Annotated in this window: 20 protein-coding genes and 3 pseudogenes; 18 read left to right on the plus strand and 5 right to left on the minus strand. The window is 50.2% G+C overall.

The window, feature by feature from the left end:
• Positions 1 to 24: 24 nt before the first annotated feature.
• From apbE to DAQ1742_RS02880, 3 genes are all read left to right on the plus strand, one after another.
• The gene (gene apbE, locus DAQ1742_RS02870; protein ID WP_035339715.1) at positions 25 to 1,071 is read left to right on the plus strand and encodes an FAD:protein FMN transferase ApbE; all 1,047 of its coding nucleotides are present in this window, start codon (positions 25 to 27) and stop codon (positions 1,069 to 1,071) included.
• Between the two features lie 680 nt (positions 1,072 to 1,751).
• On the plus strand, positions 1,752 to 4,529 hold the full coding sequence (locus DAQ1742_RS02875; RefSeq protein ID WP_035339717.1) for a flavocytochrome c: 2,778 nt from the start codon (positions 1,752 to 1,754) through the stop codon (positions 4,527 to 4,529).
• A gap of 108 nt (positions 4,530 to 4,637) precedes the next feature.
• Positions 4,638 to 5,627 (plus strand): FAD:protein FMN transferase, encoded by a 990-nt coding sequence (locus DAQ1742_RS02880; protein WP_067486567.1) that lies wholly within the window; start codon positions 4,638 to 4,640, stop codon positions 5,625 to 5,627.
• 12 nt (positions 5,628 to 5,639) lie between these two features.
• Here the strand turns inward: DAQ1742_RS02880 and DAQ1742_RS02885 are convergent, their stop codons facing one another.
• Together DAQ1742_RS02885 and DAQ1742_RS02890 are read right to left on the minus strand one after the other, a co-directional pair.
• On the minus strand, positions 5,640 to 6,221 hold the full coding sequence (locus DAQ1742_RS02885) for a TetR/AcrR family transcriptional regulator (protein ID WP_067486569.1): 582 nt from the start codon (positions 6,219 to 6,221) through the stop codon (positions 5,640 to 5,642).
• 92 nt (positions 6,222 to 6,313) lie between these two features.
• Positions 6,314 to 7,363: an aldo/keto reductase gene (locus DAQ1742_RS02890; RefSeq protein WP_067486572.1), complete on the minus strand. Its 1,050-nt coding sequence runs from the start codon at positions 7,361 to 7,363 to the stop codon at positions 6,314 to 6,316.
• A gap of 355 nt (positions 7,364 to 7,718) precedes the next feature.
• Between DAQ1742_RS02890 and DAQ1742_RS02895 the strand changes: the two genes are divergently transcribed.
• Positions 7,719 to 8,563, plus strand: a protein-coding gene (locus DAQ1742_RS02895) for an IS5 family transposase (protein WP_152482109.1) whose coding sequence is annotated in 2 segments (ribosomal slippage) — positions 7,719 to 8,064 and positions 8,064 to 8,563 — 846 coding nt in all. Because the reading frame shifts where the segments join, the coding sequence is not laid out codon by codon here.
• On the opposite strand, the gene yjjJ is transcribed toward DAQ1742_RS02895, so the two are convergent.
• A complete protein-coding gene (gene yjjJ, locus DAQ1742_RS02900) occupies positions 8,560 to 9,873 on the minus strand; it encodes a type II toxin-antitoxin system HipA family toxin YjjJ (RefSeq protein WP_180706224.1) in 1,314 nt (437 codons plus the stop codon). The genes DAQ1742_RS02895 and yjjJ overlap by 4 nt on opposite strands.
• Before the next feature lie 220 nt (positions 9,874 to 10,093).
• On the opposite strand from yjjJ, the pseudogene DAQ1742_RS20765 reads away from it, so the two are divergent.
• From DAQ1742_RS20765 to DAQ1742_RS02925, 4 genes and pseudogenes are all read left to right on the plus strand, one after another.
• Positions 10,094 to 10,195: pseudogene (locus tag DAQ1742_RS20765) on the plus strand (cell filamentation protein Fic); the annotation flags it as partial.
• Positions 10,195 to 10,290, plus strand: a pseudogene (locus tag DAQ1742_RS02910) (tail assembly protein); the annotation flags it as partial. The pseudogenes DAQ1742_RS20765 and DAQ1742_RS02910, both read left to right, overlap by 1 nt.
• 289 nt (positions 10,291 to 10,579) lie before the next feature.
• Positions 10,580 to 11,715 (plus strand): IS3 family transposase gene (locus DAQ1742_RS02920; RefSeq protein ID WP_202959069.1). Its coding sequence is split into 2 segments (ribosomal slippage): positions 10,580 to 10,826 and positions 10,826 to 11,715, totalling 1,137 coding nucleotides; the frame shifts between segments, so codons are not numbered across the junction.
• A gap of 361 nt (positions 11,716 to 12,076) precedes the next feature.
• Positions 12,077 to 13,197 (plus strand): IS3 family transposase gene (locus DAQ1742_RS02925; RefSeq protein WP_180706169.1). Its coding sequence is split into 2 segments (ribosomal slippage): positions 12,077 to 12,335 and positions 12,335 to 13,197, totalling 1,122 coding nucleotides; the frame shifts between segments, so codons are not numbered across the junction.
• Between the two features lie 298 nt (positions 13,198 to 13,495).
• On the opposite strand, the gene DAQ1742_RS02930 is transcribed toward DAQ1742_RS02925, so the two are convergent.
• Positions 13,496 to 14,002 (minus strand): membrane protein, encoded by a 507-nt coding sequence (locus DAQ1742_RS02930; RefSeq protein ID WP_035339724.1) that lies wholly within the window; start codon positions 14,000 to 14,002, stop codon positions 13,496 to 13,498.
• Positions 14,003 to 14,418: 416 nt separating this feature from the next.
• On the opposite strand from DAQ1742_RS02930, the gene DAQ1742_RS02935 reads away from it, so the two are divergent.
• From DAQ1742_RS02935 to DAQ1742_RS20770, 4 genes and pseudogenes are all read left to right on the plus strand, one after another.
• On the plus strand, positions 14,419 to 15,735 hold the full coding sequence (locus tag DAQ1742_RS02935) for a tyrosine-type recombinase/integrase (RefSeq protein ID WP_035339726.1): 1,317 nt from the start codon (positions 14,419 to 14,421) through the stop codon (positions 15,733 to 15,735).
• Positions 15,736 to 15,888: 153 nt separating this feature from the next.
• Positions 15,889 to 16,455 (plus strand): hypothetical protein, encoded by a 567-nt coding sequence (locus tag DAQ1742_RS02940; protein ID WP_035339729.1) that lies wholly within the window; start codon positions 15,889 to 15,891, stop codon positions 16,453 to 16,455.
• A 56-nt stretch (positions 16,456 to 16,511) separates the two neighbouring features.
• Positions 16,512 to 16,913, plus strand: coding sequence for a hypothetical protein (locus tag DAQ1742_RS02945; protein WP_035339731.1), 402 nt, complete (start codon positions 16,512 to 16,514; stop codon positions 16,911 to 16,913).
• A gap of 216 nt (positions 16,914 to 17,129) precedes the next feature.
• A pseudogene (locus DAQ1742_RS20770) lies at positions 17,130 to 17,255 on the plus strand (cell filamentation protein Fic); the annotation flags it as partial.
• Here DAQ1742_RS20770 and DAQ1742_RS02950 read toward each other — a convergent pair.
• The gene (locus tag DAQ1742_RS02950; protein ID WP_145916150.1) at positions 17,252 to 17,398 is read right to left on the minus strand and encodes a hypothetical protein; all 147 of its coding nucleotides are present in this window, start codon (positions 17,396 to 17,398) and stop codon (positions 17,252 to 17,254) included. The pseudogene DAQ1742_RS20770 and the gene DAQ1742_RS02950 overlap by 4 nt on opposite strands.
• 152 nt (positions 17,399 to 17,550) lie before the next feature.
• Between DAQ1742_RS02950 and DAQ1742_RS02955 the strand changes: the two genes are divergently transcribed.
• The 6 genes from DAQ1742_RS02955 (at position 17,551) to DAQ1742_RS02980 (ending at position 24,000) form a co-directional block, all read left to right on the plus strand.
• Positions 17,551 to 18,339 carry a hypothetical protein gene (locus tag DAQ1742_RS02955; protein WP_033575779.1) on the plus strand — a complete coding sequence of 263 codons (789 nt, stop codon included), beginning with the start codon at positions 17,551 to 17,553 and terminating at the stop codon, positions 18,337 to 18,339.
• Between the two features lie 273 nt (positions 18,340 to 18,612).
• Complete coding sequence (locus tag DAQ1742_RS02960; RefSeq protein ID WP_035339734.1) at positions 18,613 to 18,849, plus strand: helix-turn-helix transcriptional regulator; 237 nt, start codon at positions 18,613 to 18,615, stop codon at positions 18,847 to 18,849.
• Positions 18,850 to 18,985: 136 nt separating this feature from the next.
• Positions 18,986 to 20,395 carry a YfjI family protein gene (locus DAQ1742_RS02965; protein WP_035339735.1) on the plus strand — a complete coding sequence of 470 codons (1,410 nt, stop codon included), beginning with the start codon at positions 18,986 to 18,988 and terminating at the stop codon, positions 20,393 to 20,395.
• A gap of 240 nt (positions 20,396 to 20,635) precedes the next feature.
• Positions 20,636 to 21,259 (plus strand): inovirus Gp2 family protein, encoded by a 624-nt coding sequence (locus tag DAQ1742_RS02970; RefSeq protein ID WP_035339736.1) that lies wholly within the window; start codon positions 20,636 to 20,638, stop codon positions 21,257 to 21,259.
• 870 nt (positions 21,260 to 22,129) lie between these two features.
• Positions 22,130 to 23,158 (plus strand): radical SAM protein, encoded by a 1,029-nt coding sequence (locus tag DAQ1742_RS02975; protein ID WP_035339738.1) that lies wholly within the window; start codon positions 22,130 to 22,132, stop codon positions 23,156 to 23,158.
• Entirely contained in the window at positions 23,155 to 24,000 is an 846-nt protein-coding gene (locus DAQ1742_RS02980; RefSeq protein ID WP_035339740.1) for a histidinol-phosphatase, read from the plus strand. The genes DAQ1742_RS02975 and DAQ1742_RS02980 overlap by 4 nt, the downstream gene beginning before the upstream one ends.
• Positions 24,001 to 24,005: the final 5 nt, after the last annotated feature.

Consider the following 24,005-nt stretch of genomic DNA (forward strand, 5'->3'; position numbering starts at 1 on the left):
CATTGTGATTCAGGAGTTTTTCTCATGGCGACGAGCGCCCTTAAATCGGTATGGCTGTGTGCTGTTATCGGCCTGTTAAGTGCCTGTAAACCGGCAACCACCGAAGTATCACGCCCATTGACGGTGTTTGAAGGTAAAACGATGGGTACGTTTTATAGCGTGAAAATCAGCGGCGAGTTGCCGGTGCAAAGCGCGCAATTGCAGCATGATATCGATGCCGTGCTGGAACAGGCGAATAACGATATCTCCACCTACCGCAGTGAGTCGGTGCTATCGCGTTTTAATCGCTACAGCGGCAGCGACCCGCAGCCAATTCCCAGCGGCATGGCGGATATCATTCTGGCGGCGCAACGTATTGGCCGTGCGACGGGCGGCGCGATGGATATTACCGTCGGGCCGTTGGTTAACCTGTGGGGCTTTGGCCCGCAAAAGCAACCTGTGACTATCCCGACACAGGCGCAAATTGATGAGGCGCGGCGTAAAGTCGGGCTGGCGCACCTGCGGCTTATCAGCAATCACCAGGGGGAGTGGCTCCAGAAAGACTTGCCGGATCTGTATGTGGATTTGTCCACCCTTGGCGAAGGCTATGGCGCGGACTTGCTGGCGCAATTGATGACCCGCAACGGCATCAGCCATTATCTGGTCTCCGTCGGCGGGGCCATTTCCAGCCGTGGCGTAAACGGGCAGGGGCAACCCTGGCGGGTGGCCATTCAGAAACCGACCGATAAAGAGAACGCGATACAAGCCGCCGTTGACTTACAGGGTTACGGCATCAGCACCTCCGGCAGCTATCGCAACTACTTTGAGCAAGACGGCAAACGCTATTCTCATGTGATAGACCCGGCCACCGGGCGGCCGATTACCCATCAGTTAGTTTCAGCCACGGTGATCGCCCGCACCGCGCTGGAAGCGGATGGCTGGGACACCGGCCTGATGGTGCTGGGCCCGGAAAAAGCGCTGGAACTGGCCAAACAGCAGGGGCTGGCGGTTTACCTGATTACCAAGACCGATAAAGGCTTTGAAACGATGATGACGCCGCAGTTTAAAGCGTTCTTATTGCCGTCGCCTTGATAAGCTATCGTTGCACTGCACGCTTAGAGAGAGCAGAACGGGCAATATGGCGTGATGGGTATTCTCTGCTGATGTTTTGCCTTCACCTTCACGGTGAAGGCGCATCGGAAAACATGCGCCGAATAATCGCATGCGGTAAAGAATATCGGCTGCCGCCCCTATGGTCTTTTTATCTGTCAGATTCTTTTATGATTGTACGGTAAATTAAAATATAAACCTGTGTTTTATTTTTTATTTTAACGCTGCTTTTTTATTTGCTGATTTTCCCTCTTCATTTTCTGTCTAACCGGAATATGCCTTGCGCGATTTTTCGTCATTTATGTCATGATAAATACGATGGTTTTTCTGTAGTGTCTCGTTTTTTAAGGTTTTTTCCCGGCACCTTCGCATAACAAGACCGATTTTATCGCGTCACTGTATATACCCGCCATTATCTCAGGTAAATAAAACGTTACGCCCTTTTGAGTGAATGTGACTAAGTTATTTTTTACTGAATCACGATTTAAACAACATAGTGACATTGTGCTGAATAATTAGTTAATTAACTAATTTGATTATTTATAAACTAAAAAGACACTCATATTAACGTTATGACATCGGCCCACTAAGCAAAATCAAAAACAATAAACCGATACCCCATTTCAAGCCTATAAAACATTGTTAATTTACGGAGTCTATTTATGACGAATCATGACCAGGTCTTCAGCCCGTTTATCTTGCCCAACGGCGTTGAGCTGAAAAACCGCCTGCTGATGGCCCCGATGACCACCTGCACCGGCTTTTATGATGGGTCTGTCACCAAAGAGTTGGTGGAATACTATCAGGTACGCGCCGGTGAGCTGGGCGCGGTGATTGTGGAGTGCTGCTTTATTGATGACGGCGGGCTGGCCTTTCCGGGGGCGATTGGCATTGATAACGACAACAAAATCGATGGCCTGGCCAGAATTGCCTCGGCGATTAAAGCCCAGGGCTCAAAAGCGATTGTGCAAATCTATCACGGTGGCCGGATGGTGGAGCCGAAGCTGATTGGCGGGCGCACGCCGGTTGCGCCAAGCGCCATTGCCGCACCGCGCGAGGGCGCGGTGGTGCCGCGTGCGCTCAGTGGCGACGAAGTTGAGGCCACCATCGCCCGCTTTGGCGCTGCCGTGCGCCGGGCGATTGCCGCCGGGTTTGACGGGGTGGAAATTCACGGTGCCAATACTTACCTTATCCAGCAGTTCTATTCTGAACACTCTAATCAGCGTGACGATAAATGGGGCGGCAGCCGCGATAATCGTGCCCGCTTTCCGCTGGCCGTGCTGGATATCACGCATCAGATGGCGCGCCAGTATGCCGGGAAGGATTTTATTATCGGCTACCGTTTTTCCCCCGAAGAGCTGGAAGTGCCGGGCATTCGTTTTGACGATACGCTCTATTTGCTGGAAAAACTGGCGGCGCGCGGCCTGGATTACCTGCACTTCTCAATGGGGCATACGCTGCGCTCGTCCATCGTTGATACCACTGACCCGACGCCATTAATCAAAAAATATTGCGCCATGCGCTCAGATACGCTGGCTCAGGTGCCGGTTGTCGGCGTGGGTGGCGTGGTGAATAAAATTGACGCTGAAGTGGCGCTGGAGCACGGCTACTCGCTGGTGGCGGTGGGTAAAGCCTGCATCGCCTACCCGGATTGGGCAGCCCGTATCGCCGCTGGCAACACGCTTGAGCTGGTGATGGATAGCACCCAACGCGAAGCCCTGACCATTCCTGAACCGCTGTGGCGTTTTTCGCTGCTAGAAGCGTTAATCCGCGACATGAGCCTGTCTGCGAAGAAGTTCAAAGCAGGCGTGTTTGAGGAGTCGGTTGCGAATGAAAGCCATGAGATGGTGATAAGCGTCAGCCTGGAAACCGATCGCATTGCCGATGTCGTACTGCAACAAGACACGGCGCAAGATCCGGCGTTTCGCCAGCATTTTGCGGTGATCCGTCAGCGCATTCTTGAGGCCAACAGCCCGCATGTGGATGCCGTGTCCGGCGCGACCACCCAGAGTGAAGCGGTGAAAAAAGCGGTGTCCCGCGCCATGGCGAAATCGACCAAGGCGGCCATCCTCGCCGAAGGCGGCAACCCTTCAAAAATGCACCGTTATGATGTGGTGGTGGTCGGCAGCGGTGGCGCAGGTCTGGCGGCGGCGATTCAGGCCAGCGATGATGGCGCGAGTGTGCTGATCGTCGAGAAAATGTCAACGATTGGCGGCAACACCATTAAGGCATCGGTCGGGATGAATGCGGCGGGCACGCGTTTTCAGAAGATGAAAGGCATTGACGATAACCCCACGCACTTCTACGAGGAGACGCTGAAAGGCGGTAAGCATAAAAATAATCCCGAATTGCTGAAACGATTCGTCGATGGTGCGCCGATGGCGATTGAGTGGCTGGCGGAGCGCGGCATCGAACTGAACGATATCACCATCACCGGCGGCATGAGCGTGGACAGAACCCACCGCCCGGCGGATGGCTCGGCGGTCGGCGGCTTTTTGATAAGCGGGCTGGTGAAAAACATCAATCAGCGCAATATCGATGTGATGCTGGACACGTCGCTTATCGATATTGAACACCGCGACGGCGCGATTTGTGCCGTGCGGGTGCGTAATGAAGATAATGATGAGTTGACGATTGCCGCCAAAGGCGTGGTGATTGCCACCGGTGGCTTTAGCGCTAACCGCGATATGGTAGTGAAATACCGCCCGGACTTGGCCGGTTTTGTCACCACCAATCATCAGGGCGCGACCGGCAGCGGTATTCATATTCTCAGGAAAGTCGGCGCGGATACGGTGGATTTGGGCGAAATTCAGATTCACCCAACGGTGGAGCAAGGCACCTCTTATCTTATCTCCGAGTCGATTCGCGGCGGCGGGGCGATTTTGGTGAATCAGCAAGGGCAGCGCTTTTTCAACGAAATGGAAACCCGCGACAAGGTGTCGGCTGCCATTATCGGCCTGCCGGAAAAATACGCCTACATTGTGTTTGATGAGCAGGTCAGGCTGAAGAATAAAGCGGCCGACGAATACCTGGCCCGTGGCTTTGTGGTGAGTGCGGTCTCTTGCGCTGAACTGGCTGAGAAACTGGCAATGGACGCACAGACGTTATCGGCAACGCTTGCGCGCTATAACGGCTTTGTTGCCGGGCAGCATGACGGTGACTTTGGCCGTAAGACGGCGCTGCGCCACCCGCTCAATCAGGGGCCGTTTTACGCCATTCGTATTGCGCCGGGCGTGCATCACACCATGGGCGGGGTAGTGATTAACAGCGATACCGCCGTGCTGGACAGCAAAAAGCGGGTGATCCGTGGCGCGTTTGCCGCCGGTGAGGTGGTCGGCGGTATCCACGGCGGTAACCGTATTGGCGGCAATGCGGTGGCGGATATCATCGTATTCGGGATTCAGGCGGGCCGTAACGCCGCCTCTTACGCCCGTTTGTAAGCCGGACTTCGGCCCCTGGCACCGTAACGGCGTCAGGGGCCGTCTCTGCAAGGCTGTTTGCACGCGACAGGCAGGCCGCCGTTTTCGCATCCATCAGGAGGTCTTGCCATGTCACCGGATAACCTGTCTTGCCACCACGCCGGTGCCTGTACCTATGCCACGGTGCTGATGGGGTCGCCGATTCACTTAACGTTACCGCAAGCAGACCCGGCATTGGCGCAGCGCGTTTTTGCACGCATCGCGCAGCTCGAGGACGCGCTGACGGTGAACCGTGAACACTCCGAGGTGATGGCGATTAACCGGGCGGCGGGCCAGCACCCGGTGGTGGTGAGCCAACGGCTGTTTAACCTGATAAAACGCGCCCGTGACGTCAGCCTGCTTGCCGACAGCGCCTTTAATGTCGCCATCGGGCCGGTGGTGAAGTGCTGGAAAGTCGGCTTTCAGGGGCAGCGGGTGCCCGCAGCCGAGACGTTAAGCGCGGCGCTGGCGCTGACCGACCCGCGACAGATAGTGCTCAATGAGCAGGCCTCGTCGGTTTTTCTGGCGCTTACGGGGATGGAGCTGGATTTAGGGGCGATAGCGAAGGGGTACGTGGCGGATGTCATCAAACAGTTTTTATACCAGCAGCACTGCTACCATGCCCTGCTCAATCTGGGCGGCAACGTGCAAACCCTTGGCCGCCCTCGCCATACAATGCAGGCCGGTTGGTCGATTGGGCTGCAAAAACCGTTTGGTGCGAACGGTGAACTGCTCGGGGTGATACAGGTTGTGGATAAATCGGTGGTGACGTCCGGCATTTATGAGCGCTATTTCGAGTGCGACGGGCGGCGCTATCACCACATTTTTGACCCGCGAACCGGCTACCCGCTGGATAACGAACTACTCAGCGTCACCATTATTTCCGATGCCTCAATCGAGGGGGATATCTACACCACGCTGCTGTATGGCATGGGCGTGGAAAAAGGGCTGGCCTATTTGTCGCAGCACCCGGAAATAGAGGCGATTTTCGTCACCCACGACCAACGCATTATTCTCTCTTCGCAGCGCCACTGCCATTTTACGCTGCGGGATACGCAGTATACGCTCGCGTTAATGTAACGGCCCGATGTACTACGCTTCGCTCAGTAGCGCTGTTTGGGCGGCGGCGAGAAAGGCATCCGACAGCGGATCTCCGGCCGTCGCGCGCGACAGCATCAGTGCGCCGACGAGCAGGACGGTTTGCGTCAACGCCTGCTGCCTGCGCTGTTCATCGTCTTGTGTGTCGCAAAGGGACTCCAGTCTGCTCAGCATGGCTTTCACACCATTGAGATATACCTCACGTACCGGTTTTTCTGCACTTTCCCGGGCAACGTCACCGGCTAAGGCGGTGATGGCGCACCCGTCCTTGACGGCATCACGGTGGCGGGCAGACAGGTAGTTTTCCACCAGCGCAGACAGGCTGTTTTGCCCCGGCTGTTGACCGAGCGCCTGCCAGTGGCTATCGATATCTTCGAACGCCTTGTTACTGGCGATAGCGGCCAGTTCATCCTTGGAGGTAAAGTGGCCATAGAAACCACCGTGGGTTAATCCCGCTGCCGCCATCAAGTCATTCACGCTAACGCCATTCAGGCCACGTTCACGAAAGAGCTGCGACGAAACCTGGATGATTTCTTCGCGGTTTCGCGCCATCTGCTGTTTTGATACACGGGCCATTGCTTTCTCCTTATCTTAGGCAGGCATCATCTTAGGGCATGAAAATACCGGACTCAATAGATGATGCCTTTCATCAATAATGATCAAACGGCTCAGGCGCGTGGCGGGCGTAGCGCGGCGATGCGCGCGCTGTCACCGCCCTGAGCGCGGGGCAGACTGCCTGCTATCTGATCGTGCGGCGTGCCGGGTGAGATGGCGCTGGCGCTATCAAGGCGCGCCATCTGCTCATCAGTGAGCGTCACCTCCAGAGCCGCCAGAGTATCATCCAACTGATTCAGGGTACGGGAGCCCAGAATCGGGATCAGACTGGTGCTGGAATGGGCCGCTTTCTGTCGCAGCCAGGCAATGGCAATGTGTAGCGGCTGCCGCTGATGCTCTTGTGAGATGGCGATGACTTCATCGAGCAGCACGGTATCCTGTTCGATGTGCACCAGCCTGCCGCCGAATCCTTGCAGACGGCCTTCATTACTGTTGCGGTATTTTCCTGTCAACAGCCCGCCGCCCAGCGGAGACCAAAGCGTTGCCGCCAGCCCCAGCGCTTCGGCCATCGGCAGCAGTTCCCGCTCAGCGGTGCGCTGCGCCAGGCTGTATTCCACCTGAATACCGGCAATACGTGACCAGCCCCGCAGCTCCGCTATCGTATCGGCGCGGGCGATACGCCAGGCCGGAAAATTGGATAACCCGGCATACTGGATTTTCCCTGCGCGGATCAGGTCATCAAAAGTGCGGACTATCTCTTCCAGCGGGGTTAGCTGGTCGTCAAAATGCGCCCACAGGATATCAATGCGGTCGGTTTTCAGTCGCTTAAGACTGCTTTCCACCGACGAAATCATGTTTTTACGGCTGTTACCGGTTTGAGAGATGCCCGCGTCCGGCATTGCGCTTAGGGTGTATTTCGTCGCGACGACAAAGTGATCGCGATCGGCGGCGATGAACTCGCCGACGAACTCTTCAGACTGGCCAAACTGATAAGCATCAGCCGTATCAATAAAGTTGCCACCAGCATGGGTATAGCGATCAAATACCTGCTTCGCCTCTTCTTTTTCCGAACCATACCCCCAACGGGTACCAAAGTTGCCAGTGCCGAGCGCCAGCTCGGATACGCGTAAACCGGTGTTACGGCCAAACGTGGTGTAGTGCATGCTATGACTCCTACATTATAAATGTCGATTAACATCTATAATATATGTCATTCATCATCTATTTTGCAAACATGATGATCGTCATCTATAAACCAATAGACCAGAGGACGATGTGTAAGCACACCCATTTTAGCTCCAGGCACTTTTTGAGGGAGAAGGTCACGCACATTTTCAGCCAACGTAATCACTCGTAACGTGACGAATGGTCACCACTCTTCACTAACCTGAACGGCGGAGTCAGTCATGCTGATGGTAGGGGGCAGTCCAGTTGAGCTAGCTTTTTATCCTAGGCTGTGTCCCGTAACTGTTTTTTGTACAATCAGGGACATGATTTTGCCACAAAAAGTACTTCAATTTGGCTCGTTACGATTTTCCCGATGATGCATGGGCGCTGATTTCTCCCATGCTGCCGCCTGAAAGAGGCTCTTCCAGAGGCGGCCGTCCTTACTTTGCTCACCGGCATGTCATGAATGGCATATTTTGGGTGCTTTGCTCCGGCGCGCCATGGCGGGATTTACCTGAGCGTTATGGTCAATGGAAAACGATTTACAACCGCTTTAACCGGTGGTCTAAAGCCGGAGTAATAAACAGTATTTTCAATAAATTACTCCAGATTCTGGATGAGGGCGCACTGATTGACTGGGATGTTATCGCGCTGGATGGCAGTAACGTTCGCGCCCTGAAAGCGGCCGCTGGTGCGAAAAAAAACATCCCGATGAACACGAGGACCATGGGCTGGGTCGCTCACGCGGCGGCTTTGGCACCAAAATCCATCTGGCGACAGATGGCACAGGATTACCGCTAAGTTTTTGCCTGAGCGGTGGACAGGCCCACGAAAGCCGGTATGCGGAAACGTTGCTTAACCGCGTCGGGATTATCCGAAGAAGTGGGCATCTGAAATCGCGTCCGAAAGCGGTACTGGCGGATAAGGGTTACTCAAGTAACAGCCTCCGCATTCATTTGAAAATAAAGGGAATAAAAGTGGTAATTCCGTTTAAATCGAATGAAAAAGCCAGTCAGGACAGACGTCGGCCCCTCGACAGAGGCCTGTACAAAAAACGCAATGTCGTGGAGCGCTGCTTTGCGATACTCAAAGAAAATCGTCGTATCGCTACACGCTCGGAAAAAACAGCCAGAAACTACCTGAGTATGCTAAAGCTGGGGGCGATCAGGTTATTTTTAAAGCGGTTGTTAAGTTAAGGGACACAGCCTAGACGGGCGATACGTGATCTGGCCTCGTCAAGATGATGGCGTAATGTCTCAAGGCATGGGACGAAATTGGCGGAGAAACGCTCGCAACTGCTAGCTATAACAAAGAAGTCCTCAGCCAAGCTTAGCGCTTCCTGCCAGATATCCCGGCTAATTACTTCGGGTAGTGATGCAGGCCGAAGCTCGTTCACGATTGCGCCTCCCGTTCTGGGAGCGAACCCCATAGGCAGAATGTCGTAGGCCGGTGCAAGGTGATACGGGCGACCGTGGCTGCTGATGAACGACAAGTTCCCGTGATGCATGTCGGTATTGCCAATTAGCATCCCAAATGCCCAAAGCCGGGCGGTACCTGTTGCAGCATCCGGATGGACATGCCCTTCCGTAACAAGGCTGTTAACCAGAACAGGCCAGGGGGCTCTGGCATTGCCGACAAACTCTGCATCAAGTGCCCTCAGCGAGAAGACGCCAATACGACCCAGTTGGCCAACGCGGTCGAATCGGGGGATCTCGAGGAAGCGCTGACTACCAAAATCATATACCTCAGTTTCCACACCAAGCACCCTTAACGCCAAGTGCTCGGCCAACAGAAGGTCGCGCCAACGTTCGCTAACCGGATTATCGTCTGGAGCCGAGAATTTTACTAAGACGTGACCGCGCTCTGTATAGGTGCAAAATTTCGGCTGTTCACCTCCTGCAGATGATCCCGGTGCTTCACCGGCTCCAGCCGCCAACGCCAACGCGGGGTAGGTTGCGGCGCGCTCAACTGGGGTGGGTTCAGGCATTTCAAGGAAACGCTCTCGTGCTTGCTCCCCTACCAGCAGGTTACCGATAGCATCATGGCCATGTGCAAGCAATGCCCTGACGACATCTGAGTCAGCCCATTGCTCTGGATTCGCTGGCAAGCCGAGATCAGCCGCATACGTTGATGCGTAGGCTCGCCCGAGATACCCTTGTGGTCGCATGTCAAACAGCCACCATGGTAGTCCATCGCTATGGAGGCTTACGTTATTGGTCTGCACCATGACAAATCCCTCAGGATGAACCGGGATGAGCTCGCCAAGGGGTTTAACGCGTCCTTCATCAGTGATGCGGTAAATGGGTGCAGACCTGAATCCGCGATAAACATCGCGTAGAGCGTATTGAATAGATGGACCAGCTCCTACTCGAACAATGTCATCGCCAATATCTCTCAATGCGCGGGACAGCGTTGGCTGGCTAATACCTATTATATCAATGAGTTGTCGAGCTTGCATCGGGCCTTGGCTGAGCAACCGGCGTATCCTGTCAGAGCGAGTAGGCATAATGTTGAATCTCTTTTTGAATAAATTTATGAATAGATTTATGAATAGATTTATGAATAGATAGGTGAATGTATACCCTATCACTTAATTTACAACTAGTCACCCCGGAGGGAATAGCCCTAACACCGTGGTCGGAGTTTGTCGTGATGTTATTGGATAGTTAAATTCAGCTATATCAATTACAGCAACAGAGTCGTATCAGCCGGGCTCTGGAGACCTGGTGCTGGCTAATAAGTTAGGGATCACTGATGAAGAGGAAATGGAGGCGCTGGAATCTGGCCTGTTGCTGATGCTATATGAACAGCTATTTATCGAAGGCCAGCTGCACAAGGTTATCCAGTGCCATTGCTTTATGGAAAACGCCGTATTGGTGGCGCGATTACTTCTGCTGGGATTTATGTAGAGGATCAGCTGTGACAAATCATCCTCAGTTATGGCCGGAAGGTGAGACATTCATCCGTGAGGTGCGGATACCAACAAAATATGAGCCTTTGCCCGTTTTGGTGACTTACACCGTTCCTCCGTTTGATGCTGTTGTGGCGACGTGGCGGAACACAGACCCGGAAAAGGCGTACTCACTATTTCGGCAGTTCATCGTTGACTGGGATCAGCAGGACAAGCTCACAGATGACATTCTGATGTCTTTTTTGGACTGCCCCCACCCCGGTAGACGATCCTGCTCTATAGTTTGAGCATAGGGGAGCATATGGGCACACCACGATTTACACCTGAATTTAAGGAAGAAGCCGTCCGTCAAATAACGGAACGCGGTTATTCCGTTGCCGAAGTATCTGACCGTCTGGGGGTTTCTGCACACAGCCTCTACAAGTGGCTACGGGCTATCAAACCTGATAACAGTGAACAGCATGCCCGTGATTTACTGGAAGCCAAAAGCGAGATCCTGAAACTACGGGCGCAGCTAAAACGCACCGAAGAAGAACGGGATATCCTGAAAAAGGCCGCGCGGTACTTTGCAAGGGAGCCCGACTGAAGTACCGCTTTATCAATGAGCACCGCAATATATGGGGTGTGATGACGATGTGTCGGGTACTGAATGTCGCCCGGGCCGGGTTCTATGCGTGGCTGCATAACCCTGTCTCGGCGCGTGATAAAGATAACGAGCGCCTGCTGATGCTTATCCGTGACTCATACTCACTGAGCGGAGGCGTGTATGGTTACCGGCGGGTTCATGGCGACCTGAACGAAATCGGGGAAACCTGCGGTAAAAACCGGGTGAGCCGCATCATGCAACTGAACCGGATTAAAGCTGTGCGCGGCTATAAAGCGCCACGCCGTATCGCTGGCAGACCCTCAGTAGTCGCGCCTAATCGCGTGCAGCGGCAGTTTACTGTTGTCCGGGCCAATCAGGTCTGGGTCACCGACATCACTTATATCCGCACCTGGCAGGGCTGGTTGTATCTGGCGGTAGTTATCGACCTCTTCGCCCGTAACGTAGTGGGCTGGTCGATGAAGCCGACTCTCTCACGCGAACTGGCGCTGGATGCGCTGATGATGGCTGTCTGGCGACGTAAACCCGACGGCGAGGTCATCGTACATAGCGATCAGGGCAGCCAGTACGGCAGCGATGACTGGCAGCGCTTCTGCCGGGCCAATAACCTGGCCCCGAGCATGAGCCGGCGTGGCAACTGCTGGGATAATGCGGTGGCCGAATCGTTCTTCAGTTCACTGAAAAAAGAACGCATCAGAAAGAGAATATACAAAACCCGGGATCTGGCCCGAGCGGATATCTTCGATTACATTGAAGTGTTTTACAACCGGGCCCGGCGCCACAGTCATCTCGGCGGCGTCAGCCCGGAGGCCTTTGAACAGGCCTCGTCGTGAGGACAGGTTTTGTCTACTGTCGTGGGGTCAGTCCATTTTGGTGACGTTTCCCGGTACAGATAAAGCTATTTTTGACGCTTGGGTAGAACACATGAAAGATCGGCTTGCTGCAAGCCTGGCTGTATTTGCGCAGAGTACTAACTCCATCAACTGAGGTGAACATGCTTGATGAGGACGACCTTAAAAAGTCAATAAAGGGAATAGCTCGTCTGCAGGGCCGTGAACTGAACGGGCAGGAGCGGCTAATCATCCGTACCCGCCTTAACAGCGGCTTGTCTGCTAAAGAACGTTGACCTGCTCCCCATTGATTAACACACGACGATGTTAGTAATGTCTTCATCAGCAACATGAGGACAACCCCATGAAGAAGCGTTTTTCCGACGAACAGATCATCAATATTCTTCGCGAAGCCGAGGCGGGTGTTTCCGCCCGCGAACTTTGCCGTAAGTACGCCATCTCCGACGCCACGTTTTATACGTGGCGTAAGAAGTTTGGTGGCATGGACGTACCTGAAGTAAAAAGGCTTAAGTCACTTGAAGAAGAGAACGCCCGCCTCAAGAAGCTGCTCGCCGAAGCCATGCTGGATAAAGAGGCACTACAGGTGGCTTTGGGCCGAAAGTACTGACGACAGACCAGAAGCGGGAAGCCGTGACAGTGATGTGCAAAGCGACAGGTCTGTCGCAACGGCGTGCCTGCAGGCTGACAGGTTTGTCCCTGTCGACCTGCCGTTATGATGCGCACCGCCCGGCTACTGATGCGTATCTGTCTGCACGTATCACCGAACTGGCAATGGAACGCCGACGTTTCGGTTACCGGCGTATCTGGCAGCTTCTGCGTCGTGAAGGCCTTTGCGTTAACCACAAACGGGTCTACCGCATCTATCATCTCAATGGCCTGGGCGTAAAACGCAGACAGCGCCGTAAGGGTCTGGCGACTGAGCGGCTTCCGCTTCTTCGCCCGGATGCGCCGAACCTGACATGGTCGATGGATTTTGTCATGGATGCACTTGCCAGCGGCCGCCGGATTAAGTGCCTGACTTGTGTGGATGATTTCACGAAGGAGTGTCTGACGATCACTGCTGCTTTCGGTATTTCAGGCGTTCAGGTCACGCGTATTCTGGACAGCATCGCGCTCTTTCGTGGCTATCCGGCGACAATAAGAACCGATCAGGGCCCGGAATTTACCTGCCGTGCGCTCGATCAATGGGCCTTTGAGCATGGTGTGGAGTTGCGACTTATCCAGCCAGGTAAGCCAACGCAGAACGGATTTATTGAGAGTTTCAACGGTCGCTTTCGGGATGAATGCCTGAATGAACACTGGTTCAGCGATATTCTTCATGCCCGGAAAATCATTAATGACTGGCGGCAGGACTATAACGAGTCCAGACCTCATTCATCGCTGAATTACCAGACGCCGTCTGAATTTGCAGCAAGCTGGAGAAATGGAAAATTAGAAGGTAAACAAACCGATATTACTAACTGATCGTTGTATCTAATACTGGGGGCAGGTCAGGGCTTTTGCAGAAGAACGTCCACTGAAAACAGTGAAAGGAATTTCAGCGTTTTTCAGCTTTTTGGATCAATAAAGGATCGCTTTGAAATTGCAACTGTAAGAAATAAAAGGGTTTTGTGTGGATTTGGTCAGTTTTGAATGGATCTCTGAGCGTGAGCAGGCGTTATCTTGGGCCACCTTGTTTGCAGCAATGATGCGGGTTTGGGTGTGGTGAAGCTGTTTGCAGGAACTGAAAAGCGGTGAACCCCGCCAGGGCGGGGCGAGGTGCTTAAAGTTTGCCTTCGGTAATCCTAAAATCGACGATGCTCTTACCTTGAAGGTCATAGGTGCAGTTGTATGTCATGGTTATTTTTGCATTGAAACCGTTGGTAAACTTCACTTTGTCACCGATGAACGTCATTTGTTTTTTAGCTTCGTTCAGACGGAAGTGTGAAAACATGGGGGTCATCATGCCGTCAGTCCATTCGAAATCATACTTGGATGACTTTTCTACCAGAGGACGGCAGCGTGATGCTGCTTCAATCCAGTTTTTATCAAACAAGCATTGATCGTCATTTGCTGCGCAACTCTTTGGGGTGTCAGCTTTTGCGGTAGGCTTATCATCATCACTTCCGCCAAAGATTTTTGTAGCACCCCAAACCAATAACACCAGAACTACAAGACCACCGATTGCCTGACCTGCTGTGGTACCAGGATTCTTAACGCCACAGTGTGGGCAAACTTTTGCAGAGGTTGATACTTCTTTCTTACATTCTTTGCATTTTGTTAAAGCCATAAATCAAGTCCTATTTGATTCAATTTAAAAGACCCTAATTATATGACAAATAAAGCATCAGATTGGAGGCGGTTTTAATAGTGGGGGGACAAAAAAGGGACACAGATATCGGAGTAATAAAAAAGCCACCTGCTGATAGGTGGCTTAATTATATGATTCTAAAGCTAAAATTTGGTGGCCCCTGTTGGGTTTGAACCAACGACCAAGCGATTATGAGTCATAAAATTGACATGTTTTTAATTGTTCGCCTTTGTCTCTGTTTGTGTTTTTAATTGTCTATAATCAATTGGTTATGAAGTTATTTTTGTTTCTGATTGGTTGTCTCGTTTCTCCATTGTACTATCCTTACCTGACCCATTACCTGACCCAAAATGGGCATCGGGTCAGGTAACGCTTATCCTTAGAAAGGTAAACTCATGGCCGCTAATCTTACCGAGACTGCTATACGTGGATTGAAGACAAAAAGCACGTCGTACTACGTGTGGAGCAACAGCGCTCAACGCGGTACCGGCAGGCTTGGCGTTAAGGTTCAGCCTTCAGGCAGCAAAGTTTTTTATTTCCGTTACTACGTTGAGAAAGGGAAGAAAGAGAAATTTATTCAATTGGGCATCTGGCCGGAGATGAAACTGGTAACGGCCAATGAGCTGGCGAAAAAATATGGTGCCTGGCTTGTTGAAGGAAAAGATCCTCAGCAAGAACTGGAGCAACAGCGCCTGGCCGAGCAGCACATTATGCAGCTACATCGTTCTCAAGGATCGTTTGAAGAACTGGTGCATGGCTACGTTAATAAGATGAAGCTCGACAACAAGCGAACCTGGGCCGATGTCCTGAAACGTCTTGAAAAAGAGTGCTATTCGGTTATTCCTCGTGAAACCAAAGCGAAGGATGTCACACCGTTACAGATCAAAACCATTCTCTCGGGCATTATCCAGCGTGATGCGGTGGTCCATGCAAACCGGATTCGTTCCTACCTGATGGCGGCGTTTAACTACGGTCTTAAAGCCGATAACGATCCGATGAATACCAGCGTGGGCATTACGTTCGGGCTTGAAGTAAATCCGGTATCGGCCATACCGAAGCAGTCCTCGGCGGAGAAAGTGGGTGATACATGGTTAACGCTGGAGGAGCTGCGTGTTGTCATGGAGCAGTTCGCTCAGGCAACTAACGTTGGGCCGTTGATGCAGCACCTTATACGCTTTTGTGTTTATGCCGGTGGGCAGCGCCCATTTGAAATGATTGCCAGCCAGTGGAGCGCCATTGATTGGCAGCAAAAGACGTTATTGGTTATTGCCGAGGTATCGAAAAACAAGCGTGAGCATCTGATCCCGCTGACTGAATCGGCATTACGGGAATTAGCCTCAGTGAAAGAGCTGACTAAGGAAAGTAACAGTCCCTATATCTTCCCACTTTCGACCAACGGTGAGCGACCGGTGCGCACCGATAGTCTGGCGCGTTCCATCATGTATTTCCGGGCGTTCAATCCTGAGTTTAAAGTTTTCACGGCGCGAGATTTACGTCGCACCTGCAAGACGCTGATGGGGGAGGCGGGGATCAGCAAAGAGATCCGCGACCGTATTCAGAATCACGCGTTGAACGATGTCAGCTCGAAACACTATGATCGTTATGATTACCTGCCTGAAAAGCGCAGAGCGCTTGAGATCTGGGAGGATAGAGTGAATAACTATCAGCGACAGCAGGAAAACAACGTTGTAAACCTGTTTGGGCGGAGGTAAGAGCTTGGCAAAATATGAGCTTAATTCAGCAGAAGAGCGTCATCTGGTTGACTTTCCTCTAAACCGCTGCTGATTATAAATGAAGTCATCTATCATGAAGCCAGTCAGGCATTGTAGGATGTTATTTCTGAAGGGGAATGCGTAAGGGATCCTATGGGAACAGCACAGGAACACAGGGATAAAAGAGAAGTTGCGTTAAACTTGGCATACGATGGATTTGTTGATGCCTTTCTCGACATACTTCCTGTCGATGATATCTCGTTGGAAAGAATTCGGCCGGAGCACTGGTCGATTGTTCATCCCGCTTGGCGTAATCACCCAGATCGCCAACATTTGAACATAGATTTTAACTGGTTGCGTCAACGTAATAAAAGGCGGGACAAGCTGGATGCGAGTATTTGGTGCGATGGACATCTCTGCGGTTTGTTTCTAGCCAAATTGTCCAGAAGACGTGTCAACGTTGCTTTGAGATATCTAGAAGGCAACCCTTATCCGACGCCACTCAGTGGATATATGATCCCGATAGGCTTAATCATTGCCGAAAGCTTTGCCCGTGCTTATGGAGCGAAGGAAGTTATGGTAAGTCAGCCCGATAAACAGCTTGTATCCTTGTATCGTGAACAGGGTTTTGAACTAACTCAGGCAGATCTATCACGAGAAAGGCGATCCTGCAATATACGTGCAAAAGTTCTGGTTAAGAAACTGACGGACACCGTGTGAGTGTAAAATGAACAGATATGATATAATCCCTCTTATAGCAGAAACGAGGTGACGAGATGGCTAAAGTTAAACGCAAATCTGTAAATGCTACGCCAGCAACCGGGAATACCATTGTTTCCGTTCATGTAGAGAACGGAAAAAAACCGGGTCCACTCACTCTTGATGATTTCACTAGCGAATATCGTGTGGTGGTAAAAGAGCTTCTGACACTTAAAAGACAAAATGCAATTAAATCAGGCCATTTTGATAATCCCATTCTCAATAGGGTCGTTGAACAGGCTGTCATGCGTATTGTGTATGTTGGTCAGAAGCAGAGAATAGCGCCGTCTAAAGTCAGACAGATGGTTACAAGTGGCTCAAACTCTGCACGCAGCCAGCGCAACTGGCAGCCTCAAAAGGTCCTCGAACGGAGTAGCGGCATGTTAGCTGGTGCATCCCGGTTGCGTAAGATCAGTTGATATAAGGTAAATGTGTCCGGTCAACTCACATTGCTTAGCTGTGTGAGTTGTAATGGAGATATTGTGGGTGCCAATAAGACATAAAAATTAACACGTGATAAAACCAATAACTTCAACCTAAATACGGTTCTATTTCACTGAAAGGTGGTGTGTATATTTGTGCGGTTTCTTGCTTCCCCCTTACCCAAATTCAGCTATAACTCCTTAACGCCTCAGGAAGGGATTGTAGATTATTGTTTATGGGATAAGCACAAGGCGTTTTACTTCAAGGCAATTCAGGCAGGCGTATCAGGAAACTACAGCCCCATGATGCAACTGGTGAGCGACATCTTGCCAAATTAACGGGAAAGGCCGACGGCTTTCGCCTGTGTCTGATTTTTTTTGAGTTGCTGCTCAATTTGTTGCACAGAAACACCCGTTTCAATAGCGGTTGAGCTGGCTACGGCACGATAAATCTGGGCTTTTGTTATAGGCGCTTTTTTCATGATGCCGTATCTCCCTGAATTAGTCTGGAAATTGTAGAGGGTAACGAGAATGCTTGCAAGGCATAGGATGAGTTCCACTTTAAGTTATATAAATCAATATATAAAGTACGTATAGTAAAAACGGAAAGGCATCACACAGGACGACCCATTGAATGACATCAAAGCAGCCTGATTTTTATCCTTTGTCTCTGGCATCTGAAAAATGCCGTATAACGCCTGACGATATACTACATGATTGGTTTGAGCATAAGATCCCACTCTACATTCGGCTGGATGCATTGCCATGCCAGATCGTCAGGTACCTTGGTGGAGGTCGATTTCTTCTGAAAGACTGGCAGAGGAAAATTAAATCGGGCATGGATTTTTATCAGAATGAAGAAATGCCAGAGTTTAAAATAAGGCAGTTTTATCCAGAGAAAAATACAGAAATAGAGGCCCGACTTCTGGATGATGATTTGGGATTATGCCGTTATACCTATAATGGACATGCACATGGTTACTGGCGCGTAAAAGCGACGCCTGTAACTCAGTTTGCTGAAGGCCATTACGTGCTAGCGGATATGGATACTGTCAGAGAGAATAATAATGTTGCAGGTGCAATTTCTGTATATGGTAGAGATGACTGGGATTACTTGATATTCCCAAATAAAGTATACAGGGATAAATCAGAATTGTTTTTTGACGCGAATACGTTATTGCCACAGATCGAGGTATCTATGCCTGAAGAGAAAAAAGAAAAACAAACTCGCATTTCAAGACCAGAAAGAATAGCCCTGTATGTCATGCTGAAAGAGCATTACCTTGATGGCAATGGTGAGGTTAATTTTTCAAAAATGGCGGAGATGCTTACGGTGACGGCCAGAAAACATGGCTTCAGTAACACATTCAGTGATGACACTATTGCAGAATGGATAAAACGTTTCGACGATAAAAAAGAATAAAAAATTAATACTCAATCTCCTGCTGGTAGCGAATCGCCACAAAATGGTAAAGCCGTTGCACGTCCGCCAGTGCAGAGTGTGTCCATATCAGTCGTGGCATTTAGGCAACGCCGTATCATCGCCCACGGTCATGCTTTCCTGCCGGTTGGCCCGTGACCGACCGTAACCGCATTAAGCTCCGCAATAAGCGTTGACACCTTAATAAGGTGTCTGCTGCTTTTATTCAGTTACCCTCCTGCGACATGCTGTATCCACTGAAACAAAGGAGGCAGTATGAGTACAACATTTATTTCCCCAACCCCAGAACAACGTTTGCAAGTCCTGCGCAATTACGGTGAGCAAGGCGATCGCCTGGTGCGTGAACGTGAGCGCCAGAGAATCACGTCCATTTCCCGCTCTACCGCGTGGAAACTGGAACAGGTGGGTAAGTTTCCACAACGTAAGTCTATCGGCCTGAAATCCTGCGGATGGCTGTTAAGTGACCTGCTTTGTTGGATCAATGAGCGTTAGCATCAGGATTTTTTTGGCATTTATTTTTTGCTTTTTTTCCTGAATGCCCCGTGTTCATCCTGCTATTTCTGCCATTAATAGCGGAATAGCAAGGTAAGGGGAATCGTTTTAAACATTAACTGAATAAGAGGTATCTATGCTGTGTGGTCGTCCTTTTCCTGTACACGTGTTTCCGCAGATCATCAAAAACGCGGTTTATGAAGTGGAGCAGCACACTCAGGCTCCCACGGGCTTGATTGCCGCATCGGTACTGGGGGTTATTTCGCTTGCCTGTCAGAACCGGATTGATGTGTGCCGACTGAATAATTTGCGCAGCCCGGTATCGCTTTTTTTACTGACGCTGGCGGAATCTGGTGAGCGAAAAAGTACGGTTGATAAACTGCTGATGAAGCCATTACATCAACTGGAGGAAAATTTATTTAAAAAGTATACGCATGATCTTGCCATCTGGCGAAATGATGAAACGGCTTTTAATGTTGAGAAGAAAGCCCTGATGTCAAAACTGAAATCAGACATTCGCCTTAACAAAGAGCATTCCATAACGAATGAACGACTGAAAGCACTGCTGGCGGCGTACCCGGAGGCACCGGTAAGGTACAAACAGATATTCAACGATGCCACACCAGCGGCGATAAAAGATCACCTCTGTGGGCGCTGGCGATCTGTCGGTATTATGTCTGATGAGGCAGGCACTATTTTTAACGGTTACACGTTGAACGAGCTGCCTTTCATCAACAAGATGTGGGATGGTGCAATGTTTCCCGTAGAAAGGAAAAAAGAGCCTGATAAATTAATCAGGGATGCCAGAATGACGCTGTCGCTGATGATTCAGCCTGATGTTTTTAAGGCCTACATCGATCGGAAAGGCGATATGGCAAAAGGGATAGGCTTCTTCGCACGGTGTCTTATGTGCCAGCCTAGCTCAACACAAGGCTACAGACAAATTACCAGTTCGGTTGTCTCAAGTGAGCATCTGCCGATATTTCATCAGCGACTGATGGAGATCGTTAATGAGAGCATAGCCAAAAACGATGAAAATGAGCGTCAATGCTTGCACTTCTCTCCTAAGGCAGAAAAACGCTGGATCGAATTTTATAACAAAGTCGAGTCGGAAATGGGCCTGATTGGCTTCCTGTCTGACTTTAAGGATTATGCGTCTAAGATCGCAGAGAACATGGCAAGGATTGCTGCACTGCTGCATTATTTCAACGGTGATGAAGGAGACATATCTCTCAATGCCGTGGAATCAGCCGTAGAAATAAGTGCCTGGTATGCAGATGAATATGTGCGAATTTTCTCTAAGCCCGAGCCCCTGATTCTGGTAAGTTCCGAAGCGGATGAACTTTACGCGTGGATAAAAGATTATTGCTATAAGTGTTTCGTGCCATATGTCAGGAAGACAACTATCCTGCAATATGGTCCGAACCGGTTCAGGAACCGGAGTAAAGTGAATGAACTACTCAGTACGCTTTACTCGCAAAAGAAAATACGGGCAGAGAAAAGAGGGAAAACCCTTTTTATACAACCTGCCGATAGTTTTATGTAACGGATAAGCCAAATTTAAAACGATAATAATCGTTTTATTAAAGAGTCATCATTGCAACTAATTGCAGAGTAACTTTTAATCAGTCATCGCAGGCTGTGGCTATTTTTTTCTGAAATAGAGTGTCGGATAGTTATTATATTGCTATTAACGTATTGTCATTAACCATGCCTGTATATCCACTACGCTAATAAGATATAGCCAGTAATGCGATGACTGTTATCCATCAAGGAATAATTTATTATGAATATCTACGAGAGCGAGTATGGAAGTCATGTTAAATCATACAAACAAAGGATTATCGAAGTCATTAATAAGGCTGTTAAAGAACACAACCGTACACTGGCAATACGGGTGGATCTTCATGACCCGGCTATTCTGGATAATGGTGATACCATTTCCTGTATCGCTAATACTGATTCAGGTGCTATATCAAGATTTACCAGTTCACTGAAAGCCAAACTGGCAGCAGATGAACAACGTAAACGTAAAGATGATAAAAGGGTACACCCAAATACGCTCCGTTATGCGTGGGTACGGGAGTTTACTCAGAATGGTAAACGTCACTTTCATGTATTTCTGTTCCTGAACAAAGATGCTTATTACCACCTGGGTGATTTCAATCTGGATGAAGATACGCTAAGAACCATGATCACCTCGGCATGGTGTAGTGCATTAAATCTGACCCCCGAAGAGGGACAGCACTTGGTACAATACCCTACTAATGGTAAATATACCCTGAACCGTGACGATATTCTCAATAATATTTATCCCAGAGATTTACTGAACCGGATTGATTATCTCACCAAAGTGAAAAGTAAGATTTTTGGTGAGGGTGATCGTAATTTTGGCTGTAGCCTAGGTTAATTTATTTTTACAGTATTGGCCTTTCTTATGCGAGAAAGGCCAAACTAATCTTGTAAGTACACCCATATTAGTTCCATGCATTTTTTGAGAGCCCGCCAGATTGACCCTGACCAAAAATCAGTGCAGTGCTAAATCAGAGATCTTTGTCTTCGCCTGGTTGAACAAAAACCGTGCCGATCGCGATTCCAAAATCGCCCACTTGAAAGAGAAAGCCAAAAATGAGCCTCTGAGCAAAAAAGATCAGAACGCACTGTAGAAGTACAAACAGCAAAACGCCGTCGATCAGGAAAAATTGGCGCGAGCTGGATGAAGTGGTGCGCAAGCAGTATGAAAGCAGTCTTCGTTGGGGCTACTACAGTAGTACGAAATTCGGTGCATATTTACTGAAAACCAGCGCTGTCGAAGTTGGAAAAATGGGGCTACAGCAGGCTATTTAGATGCAGAGCTGAAGATTGCTGTCAGCGGCGCATTCGTCATTGGTGGCGTACTGCTTGAAGAGTACCTCAGCAAAACTCTCGTCGCGATGTTTGCCGTTCTGCCCAGCGGACTGGTCACGACTCTGGTAGCTGTGCTGACGGGGTGCGTCACCCGCCTTGGTACTGTATAACGGTCTATCTGCTCGATAGGTTCTATCTGTTTGGCGCGCAGCACCAACAGGGCGACAATGCAGTACTAGCGATGTTACAGGACGGTAAGGCGCAGGCCGATGCGCGTTTGCTGGCTCTGTTAGGATCGGTCCCAGGACCAGCCTAAATACAGTAAAGTTGCTGAGGGGATATACGCAGAGAATTGGTGTTTGAAACATACACTGCAAAAGATTTCTATTTGTACCAAATTGAATTTTTTTGAAAATATGGCGGAATATTATATATGGACTTACATGGTCATTTGCTTTATGTGGATATCACCCAGATCTGCGGCATCGGCTGTGCGTTCTGCATGTATGCGGATAAGCACGTAACGGGTAAGAGTATGGTGCTGTCAACGCAGGCACGTGACAACCTGTCGGCGCTCATTAATGATCCATCCGTAAAACGTATTTCCGTGAGTGGCGAAGGTGAACCGCTCAATAACATTCATACCTTTTATGAGCTACTGGCGTTATCCCGAGGGGGCAACAGCTTTGAGTTTATTACCAGCGGATTTTTTCGCCATGAGAAAATGGAAAAGATCTTTGATGAGATCAATCGTCTTGTCTCCGCCAATGGTGATACCTGTAATATTCGCCTGAGTTCAGATAGCCACCATATTGGAAAAGTAAAATGGCGTGCACATGGATTTAGTCTGGATTATGTTCAGCGCAAAAAACCGTCATCGCTCAGTTTTTCATTTCGCTCAATTGATACCGATCGGGCCTTCACTCGCGAATATCTGGTGAGTGAACTGGCCTCATGGGGAATTAACGCCAGCATAAAGCAAGTCAGCGTACTGGAAGACAAATTATTGATAGGTGCGGACACGTTTAACATCGACTACAAAAATCTGGTTCATCCGGCAAGAGATACGCCGGAGGGTTATCTGGACTTGCAGGGATATATTGCCGCGATTGAGTCCAAAATGGATAAACCTTTTACCTTTGGCAGCCTGAACCGTGCGCCCCAGCCCAATGGCATGGACGTGACAATTAAACCCAACGGCGATGTGTTTCTGTACGGTATTGAGACCGAGCGTGTGGCGAATATCCATTCTGATGCGATCGACTGGCATCATCTGGCGAGCCATGTGCGGGAAAATCCCTTGTCGCGCGCGTTATATACTCAGCCGTTAACCGAACTACTGGCGCGGCTAGAAAACACCCCGCAGCTTCGCGCGATCATCGCGACTGCCAATAATCCTTACTGGCTGGTCAAAGAGATGGCGAAGCATTCCGGGTTGCTTGAACAATGGAAGGCCGCATGATTGATTCCCATTGCCACTCGTTCTACTCGAAACATGCTGTTGGTACCATCGACGAACTTGTTTGTGCCTCGATTGCTGCGGGGGTGACGGTACTCACCATCACCGATCATGCTCCGTTCCCGGTGGATGCGCAGAACCGTTTACTGGAATCGGAACTGGAGCGCTATTTCAGCGATATTGATAAGGCGCAGCAGACCTATAAAGGCGAGATCACGCTGCTACGCGGTCTGGAACTGGATTATATGCCGGGTACTGAGCGTTATAACCGGCAATTACTTGCCCGCTATCCGATGGATTTTGTCATCGGTTCAATTCACTATGTCACTGTTGCCGATGAAACGATGGTAAAGGTCTGGGAACTGCCCCGGTTGGAGGCAGCCTCCTTTCTGGACAAATACTTTGCTCATCTTGAAGCATTGCTGGAAAGCCAGTTGTTTGATGCGGTTGGACACGCTGACACGCTACTGCGCGCAATTCCAGAGGATGTGTTTTTGCGTCGCTTTGAACCGCTGATTGCGCCGCTCGTACGCAGCGGTATCGCATATGAACTGAATGCTTCGGGCCTGCGAAAATCCAGCCTTGATCCTACGACGGGTAAAGAAATGACCGGAAGATGGTCCTATCCTTCCCGTGCTTTGCTGGAGAAATTACTGGGGAACAATGTTCCATTGACCATCGGATCCGATGCGCATGATCCGCTCGATGCCGGAGCGGGGATCGCCGAACTGGTGGCGGCACTCAGGCCATTAGGGCTTCAATCCCTCAGCTATTATCAGCAGCGTCAACGCATTGATGTTTTGCTTGATGACCTTCAATTTCACGCTGCGTTAGCATCTCGCTAAGGATC

Origin of the sequence: Dickeya aquatica (genome assembly GCF_900095885.1) — a bacterium.
Lineage (GTDB): Bacteria > Pseudomonadota > Gammaproteobacteria > Enterobacterales > Enterobacteriaceae > Dickeya > Dickeya aquatica.

What these genes read in the sequence shown, in the direction of transcription:
- apbE (WP_035339715.1), top strand. Translation starts at nt 25, where the DNA reads ATGGCGACGAGCGCCCTTAAATCGGTATGGCTGTGTGCTGTTATCGGC.
- DAQ1742_RS02875 (WP_035339717.1), top strand. Translation starts at nt 1,752, where the DNA reads ATGACGAATCATGACCAGGTCTTCAGCCCGTTTATCTTGCCCAACGGC.
- DAQ1742_RS02880 (WP_067486567.1), top strand. Translation starts at nt 4,638, where the DNA reads ATGTCACCGGATAACCTGTCTTGCCACCACGCCGGTGCCTGTACCTAT.
- DAQ1742_RS02885 (WP_067486569.1), bottom strand. Translation starts at nt 6,221, where the DNA reads ATGGCCCGTGTATCAAAACAGCAGATGGCGCGAAACCGCGAAGAAATC.
- DAQ1742_RS02890 (WP_067486572.1), bottom strand. Translation starts at nt 7,363, where the DNA reads ATGCACTACACCACGTTTGGCCGTAACACCGGTTTACGCGTATCCGAG.
- yjjJ (WP_180706224.1), bottom strand. Translation starts at nt 9,873, where the DNA reads ATGCCTACTCGCTCTGACAGGATACGCCGGTTGCTCAGCCAAGGCCCG.
- DAQ1742_RS02930 (WP_035339724.1), bottom strand. Translation starts at nt 14,002, where the DNA reads ATGGCTTTAACAAAATGCAAAGAATGTAAGAAAGAAGTATCAACCTCT.
- DAQ1742_RS02935 (WP_035339726.1), top strand. Translation starts at nt 14,419, where the DNA reads ATGGCCGCTAATCTTACCGAGACTGCTATACGTGGATTGAAGACAAAA.
- DAQ1742_RS02940 (WP_035339729.1), top strand. Translation starts at nt 15,889, where the DNA reads ATGGGAACAGCACAGGAACACAGGGATAAAAGAGAAGTTGCGTTAAAC.
- DAQ1742_RS02945 (WP_035339731.1), top strand. Translation starts at nt 16,512, where the DNA reads ATGGCTAAAGTTAAACGCAAATCTGTAAATGCTACGCCAGCAACCGGG.
- DAQ1742_RS02950 (WP_145916150.1), bottom strand. Translation starts at nt 17,398, where the DNA reads ATGAAAAAAGCGCCTATAACAAAAGCCCAGATTTATCGTGCCGTAGCC.
- DAQ1742_RS02955 (WP_033575779.1), top strand. Translation starts at nt 17,551, where the DNA reads ATGACATCAAAGCAGCCTGATTTTTATCCTTTGTCTCTGGCATCTGAA.
- DAQ1742_RS02960 (WP_035339734.1), top strand. Translation starts at nt 18,613, where the DNA reads ATGAGTACAACATTTATTTCCCCAACCCCAGAACAACGTTTGCAAGTC.
- DAQ1742_RS02965 (WP_035339735.1), top strand. Translation starts at nt 18,986, where the DNA reads ATGCTGTGTGGTCGTCCTTTTCCTGTACACGTGTTTCCGCAGATCATC.
- DAQ1742_RS02970 (WP_035339736.1), top strand. Translation starts at nt 20,636, where the DNA reads ATGAATATCTACGAGAGCGAGTATGGAAGTCATGTTAAATCATACAAA.
- DAQ1742_RS02975 (WP_035339738.1), top strand. Translation starts at nt 22,130, where the DNA reads ATGGACTTACATGGTCATTTGCTTTATGTGGATATCACCCAGATCTGC.
- DAQ1742_RS02980 (WP_035339740.1), top strand. Translation starts at nt 23,155, where the DNA reads ATGATTGATTCCCATTGCCACTCGTTCTACTCGAAACATGCTGTTGGT.